This is a genomic window from Candidatus Zixiibacteriota bacterium (assembly GCA_020853795.1).
Classification (GTDB): domain Bacteria; phylum Zixibacteria; class MSB-5A5; order CAIYYT01; family CAIYYT01; genus JADJGC01.
Genome location: JADYYF010000017.1, coordinates 1 through 9,835, shown reverse-complemented (window position 1 = coordinate 9,835; position 9,835 = coordinate 1). Strand labels below are relative to the sequence as shown.

4 protein-coding genes are annotated in these 9,835 nt (G+C 59.6%); 2 read left to right on the top strand and 2 right to left on the bottom strand.

Annotated elements, in window-relative coordinates:
• Nucleotides 1–705: 705 nt before the first annotated feature.
• The gene (locus IT585_01250; protein MCC6961856.1) at nt 706–1,836 is read right to left on the bottom strand and encodes a hypothetical protein; all 1,131 of its coding nucleotides are present in this window, start codon (nt 1,834–1,836) and stop codon (nt 706–708) included.
• A gap of 76 nt (nt 1,837–1,912) precedes the next feature.
• Nucleotides 1,913–3,766, bottom strand: a complete 1,854-nt coding sequence (locus IT585_01245) for a glutamate mutase L (protein ID MCC6961855.1) — start codon at nt 3,764–3,766, stop codon at nt 1,913–1,915.
• 489 nt (nt 3,767–4,255) lie between these two features.
• Here IT585_01245 and IT585_01240 point away from each other — a divergent pair, with 489 nt between their 5' ends.
• Nucleotides 4,256–7,768 carry a hypothetical protein gene (locus tag IT585_01240; GenBank protein MCC6961854.1) on the top strand — a complete coding sequence of 1,171 codons (3,513 nt, stop codon included), beginning with the start codon at nt 4,256–4,258 and terminating at the stop codon, nt 7,766–7,768.
• 198 nt (nt 7,769–7,966) lie between these two features.
• Nucleotides 7,967–9,835 (top strand): trypsin-like peptidase domain-containing protein (locus tag IT585_01235; GenBank protein ID MCC6961853.1); only part of this gene is annotated, 1,869 nt, incomplete at its 3' end.

Below are 9,835 nucleotides of genomic sequence, written 5' to 3'. Positions count from 1 at the left end.
TCCTGTAGCTCCGACTTCAGTCGGACTCGCCCCTGACTTCTTGAATTTCCTGTGGGTCCGACTTCAGTCGGACTCACCAACCTACCGCGCCAATCGCTGCCCGTAGGGGCGGGGCTCGTCCCCGCCCGCTTCATCGTTGCATCAGGTCTTGACCCCGCGCACCCCTGCCGTCGCGATCTCCTCTCCACTCTTCCGCGCGGGATTGTGACCGCCGCCTTTCTACTCGTTCTCAGAGACTGCACCAACTTGGATTCCCGCCTCCGCAGGAATGACGCTTTCTCCCCTCTCCTCCTGGGAGAGGGGCCGGGGGTGAGGGTGCGCGCAATCGATACCGCTTCACTACACACCGCCCCTTTTCACTACAACTTCACTCCAAAAATCACACCCACCCCTTTAGTGGAGGCACTGATGTCGCCAGCGCCGCCCGACTCGACCTCGATGTTCGCCCACTAAGCCCGCCGACGGATGACGTCCAAGCTGTTGACGGGTCACCGAGTCCTAGGTTTTGTGACTCATCGAGGCGACAAGCGGGCCGCGCGCTTGAGGCAACTCTCAAACCGCATCATTGCAATGCCTGATCCGGATTAGGCGCTCTGAATTCAGAGACGCCCCCAGAAGAAAGAAGTTTAACTGCGATGAATCCGAAGACAAAAGCCCCACCTCGAAACGAGATGGGGCCAGCAACCGACTGATTCGCGATCGAAATCAGTCTTCAATCATCTCCACATTGGCGCGTGGAATCACGACGCGCTTGCTGTCGTTCTCGAATTCGAGTTCGAGCACGCGCGCGTGCGACTCCGACTCCAGCTTCTGCAGCGGTGACGGCAACGCCGTAACCTTGCCCAGCCGCCCGAAATACGGCGCGCGGATCACGCGCACCGGCGACCCGATGGTCAACCCCTGCATCTCCGATTGCATTGTGCCCTTGCCGGAACGAATGTCGTCCTTGATCGGAATAATCACTTCCGGCCGGATCACGCCCGCGCGAATCTGCGTCGCGCCGTTGATACACGCCAGCTTGCCTTCGTTCGTCTTGAGCAAATCGAAAGTGCGTTTGGCCATCTGAATTTCGCCGAAGCCTTCCGTCACCACCAGCGTCACACCGAGTTCTTCCGAGCCGGTGATTGCCACGCCGATATCGTAGCCGAGGAAATCGCGCAGATCCTTGTCGGAAAATCCGCCCGCAACAATCCCCTTCACGCCAACCTTGATTGCTTTGCGCACCGCGTCCGCCGTCACGATCGAACCGCCGACGATCACCTTGCCCTTGCAGGACTCGTCGATCCGGTCGTCGGTCAGCTTCACTTCCGGGGACGGCACCACAATCTTCAGCTCGCCGTGCGTTTCGCCGCCGATGCCAAAGATCCCCTGCACGAACGAACCCCACGAGCGCACTGCGACGCCTTCCTGCGGGAATGCTTCGACAACTTCGCCTTCGATATACGCGCGCACTTCCACCGGCACCGGATGGCCGCGCAACAGCACCATGCCCGTGACAGAAGAAATGGTCTCGATCGTGCCGTCAGTCTTGGAGCGCGCCTCTGATTTGAATAACCCGAAAAACGACTTGGTCTGGCCGATGAGCTCCCCGGCCGCAACATGGTCGCCTTCCTTTTTCAGCATGCACTGCGCGATATCGACCGGCGGCACGCCCAACAAATTGGCGACGTTCAGAGTTTCGACCGGGCCGGGCAGATGCGTCCGCGCCACCACGGTGTCGGGTCCGACCTTGTCGCCGACCTTGACGATCACTTCGCCCTTGAGCGGCAGAATCCGCCGCTTGGTGACCAGTTCTTTTTGCGAGACCTTCAGTCCCGGTGTGTAAGTATGTGCCATCAACTTCCTCTTATCGTCATCTGAGCGCCGGCTCGATCGGCGCAGCGCCCGCTCAATTCAGAATCAGAACCGGCCCCTATGCCCGTTCCAGCGCTTCCTGCGGATAAATATCGAGCGCCAGCATCCACTCTTTCAGCTTGCGCACGCGCGTCGCATCATCGGTCGGAACCGCAAACGGTCGGCCGCGCCCGTCGAGAATGATCCCGACCACGCCGCCGGAAACTGTGAGTTCGCGCCGCTTGCCCGGACCTTCGCCCAGATCCAGTTTGCCGTCGGGATCAAAGGCCGCCTTCGCCTTGAGCGGCAGGCCGGTCTTCTCGTCAAGACCCAGCTTGAAGAGCTTCATCTCGCCGAACATCAGCTTGCCCTCTTCAACCTTGCCGTCCGGCATCTCGATCCGGTACTTCATCATTTCGCGGCCTTCCTTGGCGTCGCCGGCCGGAGCGATGCAGGTGCCGAGGTGAATCAGGCAGTCCTTGTCGAACACTTCGGTCGCGGCCCGCGGATGCACCGTCGACAGCACTCCCAACTGCGGCATCATGAAGATCGAGTCCACCGCCAGGCGGGTTACCCCCTCCGGCAGGAAGGCGTCAATCATCATCAGCGCCGACTGCTGGCGGCGCGGCGCATGCGACAGCACGCCGCCCGAGCCGATCAGCATATTCAGCGTCATCATGTTGACCAGCGTCTGACCGGAGGCCTTCTGCTCGAACGCATCCGCGATCGTCCGCTGCTGCTGCACGCCCTTGAGCACGGTCGCGAAATTCTTGTGCTGGATAAAGGCCAGCCGCAGCGCTTCCTTGGCGATCGCTTGCTCGAAAATCAACTCCTCCATCGACTGCGGGATCGTCGTCGGCCGGATCATCTTGTTCTTGACGCGGTTGCGCAGATCGCGCTCATCCATGTGGAACGGCACCCAGCGCATGACATTGTCGAGTCCGGCCTCGGCGAACACGTTGGAAACCGAATAACTCATACCCAGATTTGCCGAGACCGTGCGGTTGAAGACCCCCTGGAACACCGAAAACACGTCGGTCGTAGCGCCGCCGATGTCAACCCCAACCACCTCAATCTTCTCGATTTCCGACACCGTCTTGATGATCAATCCGACCGCGCCGGGAGTCGGCATGATCGGGGCGTCGGTCATGTCCATCAGCTTCTTGTAGCCGGGGGCCTGGGCCATGACGTGTTCGAGGAAGAGGTCATGGATCGCCTCGCGCGCCGGCAGAAGATTCTCCATCTCCAACACCGGACGCAGGTTATCGACGATCTTGAGGTCAACTTTCTTGCCCAGCGTGCCTTCAACGGCGACCCGAGCATCCTTGTTGCCGGCATAAATGACCGGCAGATTGTAGCTGGAGCCAAGTCGTGGCCGCGGATCAGCCGCCCCGATCAATTCCGCCAGTTCAACCACGTGCGTGGTCGTACCGCCGTCGATGCCGCCGGAAAGAAGGATCATGTCGGGGCGCAGGTGACGGATACGTTCAATCTGCTGGTAGGGCTGCCGCTTATCGTTGGAGGAAATCACATCCATCACGATCGCACCGGCGCCAAGGGCAGCGCGTTCTGCCGATTCGGCAGTCATCGAGCGCACCACGCCGGCCACCATCATCTGCAGGCCGCCGCCGGCCGAAGAGGTCGAGATATAGATATCGGTGCCGACCCGATTGCCGTTCTTGTCGCGGGGAGCGATAATCTCGCCCTTATCGTTCAACAACTTACGGCCTGACAACTCCTCGACTTCCTGAACCGCATTCAGGACACCCATCGTTACATCTTCAAATGGCGCCTCGACGGTGGTCGGAGCTTCGCCCCGCACCATCAAGCGGTATTGACCCTCCGCTTTCTCTATGAGGATCGCCTTCGTCGTGGTCGATCCGCAGTCGGTGGCCAGGATGACTTCTATATCTTCCGGTTTGACGTTTGCCATCGTGCTTTATCCTCAATCGCCTTAGTTCTGATGCCGTGGCCGGCGGCAGGTGCGCCGTCCAGAGAACTACGATTATAACATTCTCCCACCCTCTTGTCAACGTTCCTGTGGTCGATTTCGCATCCGTCGGGGTAACCCCGGGCGCGGTGGAAACGACCCCATCTTTCCCTTTATTTCTGAGGCCAAAAGGCAGATTTTTCTTGACAGTACGGCCTGAAATTTTAACTTACTCTATAGTTAAGCAAGGTCTTCGCTAAGACTCAAGTTGTCTCAAAAATTAAGTACTTCCCGTCGACGCGGGCTCGTCCATGAATACACGAAACATGGTGATAGATGGAGCAAACATCGAACCTTTGAACCATAATCGTGGGAGGGAGTGCCTATGAGGTTGTAGTCCGTCTGAAGTCCTCTCGGGCGGATTGTCCATTGTTCAATAATAACCACTAAACTTTTGCGTTAAGGAAAGGTGAATCCATGAACCGATGCAGAATGACTTTCCGGATTCTTTTCACTCTCCTCGCAGTTCTGGTCCTGTTAGTCACCAGCGCTGCGATCGCGAAGGAGCAGTCGCTTGATGCTCCGAAGACTCTGAAAGGGCTCCAGCCCGTTAATCCCGAGTTGAAGCGCGATAACACCGTCACGACTCCCGGCGGTGGGATTAGTGTTGTGGATCCGGTCGGTATTTATGACGGCGAAGCGTCGAAAGTCGCCGAACGCCGTTACGACCCGATCGTCGTCCAGCCCGACAACAGAGCTTCGTTCCTGTCCGAGGGATTTGAAGTCGCTGTGCCGCCGGCCGGCTGGAGCGAGATCATCACCAACAGTGCTTATAACTGGAAGCGTCAGACCTTGTCCTTCCATACGGGCACAGCTTCGGCCGACGTTGAATACGATCCGGCTCTCGTGCCTCAGGATGAATGGCTGGTCTCTCCGGCGCTCAATTTCACCGGTGCGACGGCCGATCTGAAGGTCGAGTTCTGGTGGTCGATGAGCTACTACTGGGCCGTCAGCCCGTACGATAACTACGATCTCGAGCTGTGGATTTCGACCGATGGCGGCGCCACTTGGGCATCCAAGCTGTGGGACGAAACCGGTGAAGGCGTGTTCACCAACTGGACCTGGTACCAGGAATCGATCAGCCTTGCTGGTTATATCGGCCAAACCAACGTGAAGCTGGCTTGGCACTATGCCGGCGTTGACGGCGCGCAAGCGCTGGTCGACGACATCAGCGTCAACGACAATGCCGCTCCGATCGGCCGCTGCTGCTACGGCGCCAATCAGTGCGGTGACATGACCCAGGCCGACTGCACCACCCTCGGTGGCATGTGGGATGGCACCAAGAATTGCACTGCCAATCCTTGCCCGGTTGCCGGTGAAGGTGACAACTGCGCCAACGCGCTGAAGATCACGCTTCCGGCGGCCCTGCCATATACGGATGCCAACCAGTATACCTGCGGTCGTCTGGACGACTACAACGCGACCTGTATGGGTTCCTATGACGGCGGTGAGGACATCGTCTATGAGGTCACGGTGACGGCGGCGGTGAACGTCAACATCACCCTGAATCCCAAAGGCACAACCTATACCGGCTTTGCGATCGACAACGCGGCGACCTGCCCGCTTGATGCGGCCACCGGTTCTTGCGTGGCGTATGCCTCCAACTCCGGCAGCACTGCCTACTCGGCGATCAACGTCCCGTTGGCTCCGGGGACCTACTACCTGATGGTCGACACCTGGCCGAGCCCGACCTGTATTCCGGACTTCGACCTGACCATTATCGAGACCCCGCCGCTCCCGGCCGGCTCGAATTGCGGTGATCCCTACATCATTACGCTTGGTCTGGGCGACCTTCCACACACCGAATCCGGTCTGTTGACCTGCGGTATGGGCAACACCTACAGCAATACCTGTATGGGTTCGTACGATGGTGGCGAAGACCAGATCATCCAGTTGGTATTGACCGACCCGATGGTGCTCGACATCACGCTCAATCCGAACGGCACGACCTGGACCGGTATGGCGATCGACAACGTTTGCCCGCTCGACGTCGCGACCGGCTCCTGCCTGGGTATCGTGACCAGCTCTGCCGGCACGGCGAAGACGATCTACGGATTGAATCTCGCGGCTGGTACCTACTACATTATGGTCGACACCTATCCGTCGCCGAACTGCATCCCGAGCTACTCGCTCTCGTTCGCGGGCGCGGCTCCGCCGCCGCCGAACGATCTGTGCGCGAACGCGACACCGGTCGGCGATATCGTTAGCTTGAATTTCAACACGATGACCGCGAACTATGATGGCGCCGGCACTTGCCAGACCTCGAAAAACGTCTGGTACCTGTTTACGGCTCCGTTGACGGGTAATTCCACCATCAGCCTCTGCGGTTCCAGCTATGACACCAAGTTGGCTGTGTACGAAGGCGCGAGCTGCTCGCCGCTGGGTACGCTGCTGGCTTGCAATGACGATGCCTGCGGCGTGCAGTCTGAAGCGGTTGTCTCTGTGGTTGCCGGCAACCAGTACCTGGTTGAAGTCGGCGGCTACAGCACCAACGCCGGCCCGGGTGTGATTTCGATCACCACCGTGGTCCCGCCGCCGAATGACAATTGCGAAGACGTGACCCCGGTCGTCCTGACCGCGGGCGTTCCGGTGACCATCACCGGTGACAACACCGGCGCCTCTCCGGATTGCGCTTCGTTCCCGGGCAACAATGCTTGGGAAGCCTTCACGATTACCGAATGCTCAAACGTGACGCTGGATTACTGCGGCACGACCCCGGCGTTCGGCAACGCCTGGCTGAACCTGGCGATCGGCTGCCCCTGCACGGCCTTCACTCCGGCCGGTACGTGGGAAACCTCAAGCTGCGGTGACGGCAACGTCTCGATTACCTGGCTGGGTCTGCCGGCCGGCACCTACTACTATCCGGTGCTGACCGAAGCGGGCGCTGTGGGACCGTACACGATGCACATCGTGGCCCAGGGCGTGACCGCGTACTGCGCCGCCGCTGGTTTCTGCGACGAGTACATCAGCCACGTTGTGCTGCATACCCTCGACAACGCCTCGGGCTGCAGCTCGAGCTACAGCGACTACACTGCGTTGTCGACCAGCCTGCTCAAGACCCTGAACTACACGATCACGGTGACCAACGGCCTGCCGTACACCTCCGATCAGTGCGGTGTCTGGGTTGACTGGAACGACGACTACTGCTTCGACGGCACCGAACGCGTCACCTTGACCGGTGGTCCGACGACCTGGACCGGTACGGTGACCCCGCCGATGAGCGCGGTGGACGGCCCGGTGAGAATGCGCGTCCGCATCCTTTACACCGGTACCGTGGCTCCGTGCGGCACGACGTCGTATGGCGAAGTGGAAGACTACACAATCAATGTGCTGCCGCTCGAGCCGACCGCCAAGATCGAGCCCGATCCGCAGTACCTGTACTTCCTGTTCGCGATTACGCCGTTTATCGATGACTTTGTCTTCGGTATGTTTGATGCTCCGTACACGGCGAACGATGTCGACCTGACCTCGATCACCGTCAACGGTATTCCGGTCACTGCGGCCGCCGTGGAAGCGAGCCATCCGCAATTTGCGGGCCCGGTCGTTCGCGCCGAGCTTCCGGCTCTCAGCTTCCTGCCGCCGTACGGAATTCTGTACGACGTCAACAACGAGACCTTCACGGTCGCGGGATTGTTTACCGATGCGACGCCGTTCTCGATCACGGACGACGTGGTCATCATCGGCAAGTCGTCGCCGACTCCGGGCCGCTACATCACCCCGGATCTCGGCTTCGTCCTGCTGCCGGGTGACTTCGACGAAAGCGGTCAGATCACGGTGAGCGACGCCGTCGGCCTTATCAATTACATCTTCGCCGGTGGTCAAGCTCCGGCCAACTTGCTGATTGGTGACACCGACTGCTCGCAGAACGTCAGCATCTCGGACGCGGTCCGACTGATCACCTACATCTTTGGTGGTGGCCTTGCTCCGTGCGTGGCCGGCCAGTAAAGATCTGACCCAGTCCGATCGCTCTTGTGCCGGTTGACTCCGGCCACCAAGACAACGGGAGTTCCGCCTCGGCGGAACTCCCGTTTTGATTCGGGGCAAAATGGACTTATTGGCTTGCTTTTACTGTCAATGATGCTATATTGAACCCAACTTCTGAAGACTCGGAGCGTACCACCCTTTTACCTTGGAGTAGGTCACATGCAACAGTTCTACCGTCCGTTGCAGCGTTTTGGGGAATTGACTCGTCCCGTCTGGTGGCGACGGATTCTTCCGCTCTTCGCGCTGCTGTGTTTCGTCCTGGCCGGCAATGCCGCGGCCCAGATTTCCGAAGGCGGAACCCCGCCCAGCTTCGACAAAGCTCTGCGCGGCGACGTGCCGCGCCTGCTGATGGGGTCGGTCGATGTACCCGCGCTGTTGGCGGAAGACGCGGCGGAAGCGGGCAAGGACGTGCCCTTCCGCTTCGGCTATCCGTTCGACGTCAACTACTCGCTCGACAACAGCGGCGTCTGGGAGGACCTTCCGGACGGTGGCCGCGTCTGGCGCATTACCTTCGCATCGCCGGGCGCCTATTCGATCAATTTGATCTTCAGCCGCTATCGCCTTCCCGAAGGCGCCAAGCTGTTCGTTTACAACCGCGACCGCACCGATCTGATCGGCGCCTTCACCGCGCGCAACAACAAGCCGCACGGCGAAATGGCGACGGCGCCGGTACGGGGCGACGAAATCACGGTCGAATACTATGAACCGGCCGATGTCGTTTACGACGGCGAAGTCACAATCTCGCGCGTCGTCCATGCGTACCGTGACATCTTCAAGATCACCAAGGACGCTCTGGACTTCGGCAGTTCCGGTTCCTGCAACAATAACGTCAACTGCCCCGAAGGCGCGCCCTGGCAGAAGGAAAAGCGCGCGGTCGCGATGGTGTTGCTGTCCAACGGCACGCGCTATTGCTCGGGCTCGATGGTGAACAACGTGCGGCAGGACAAGACGCCGTACTTCCTCACCGCCAATCACTGTCTCGGCAGCTCGAACACCTGGATTATCATGTTCAACTATGAGAGCCCGACTTGTGCGAACATCAACGGTCCTACCTACATGACGGTGCAGGGCTCGACGCTGAAAGCTAACTGGTCAACCTCCGACTTCGGCCTGCTGCTGCTCAACGAGACGCCGCCGGATTCGTTCAAGGTGACGTTCAACGGCTGGAACAACCAGAACGTCAACGGCGACTCCGCCGTCGGCATCCATCATCCGGCCGGTGACATCAAGAAGATCTCGTTTGATTATGATTTCTATGAGTCGACCGACTACCTCGGTTCGACCGTAAACCCCAGCCTCAGCCACTGGCGGATCGCGGTGTGGGACGACGGCACGACTGAAGGCGGTTCCTCCGGTTCGCCGTTATACAACAAGTACCACCAGGTGATCGGCCAACTCCATGGTGGCTGGGCGGCCTGCAATGACCTGCGCGCCGATTACTACGGCAAGTTCTCGTTGTCCTGGACGGGCGGCGGCACGGCCGCGACGCGGCTGCGCGACTGGCTTGATCCTGACAATACCGGGGCCACGTTCGTGAATACCTGGGATCCCTATGCCGGGGTTCAGATCGTGCACACGCCGCTGAACGACACCAAGGACACAGTCAACCCGTATCCGGTGGTCTGCACGATCACGGCTGATGCGGCACTGAAGCCGGATTCACTGTTGCTGCGCTACAACATCAACTTCACGCCGTACCTCGACACGTTGGTCGCTACCGGCAATCCGAATGAATTTGCCGGCGCAATTCCGGCGCAGGCTCCGGGGACGACGATTAACTACTATCTCGAAGCGCATGCGATCAACGGCAAGGCCGACACGACGGAAACCTTCTCGTTCCGCGTGATCGACTACAATGTGCTGTTGACGCCTTCGGTCTCACTGGGATCGGGCGCTGTCGACGACACAATCTGGCACACGCTCACGGTCACGAACGATGGTTTGTACAGCGATGCCTTCAACCTGACGCTGAGCCAAGCCGACTGGCCGTCGACGATCTGGGACAATGCGCAGAGCAGCCAGATCAGC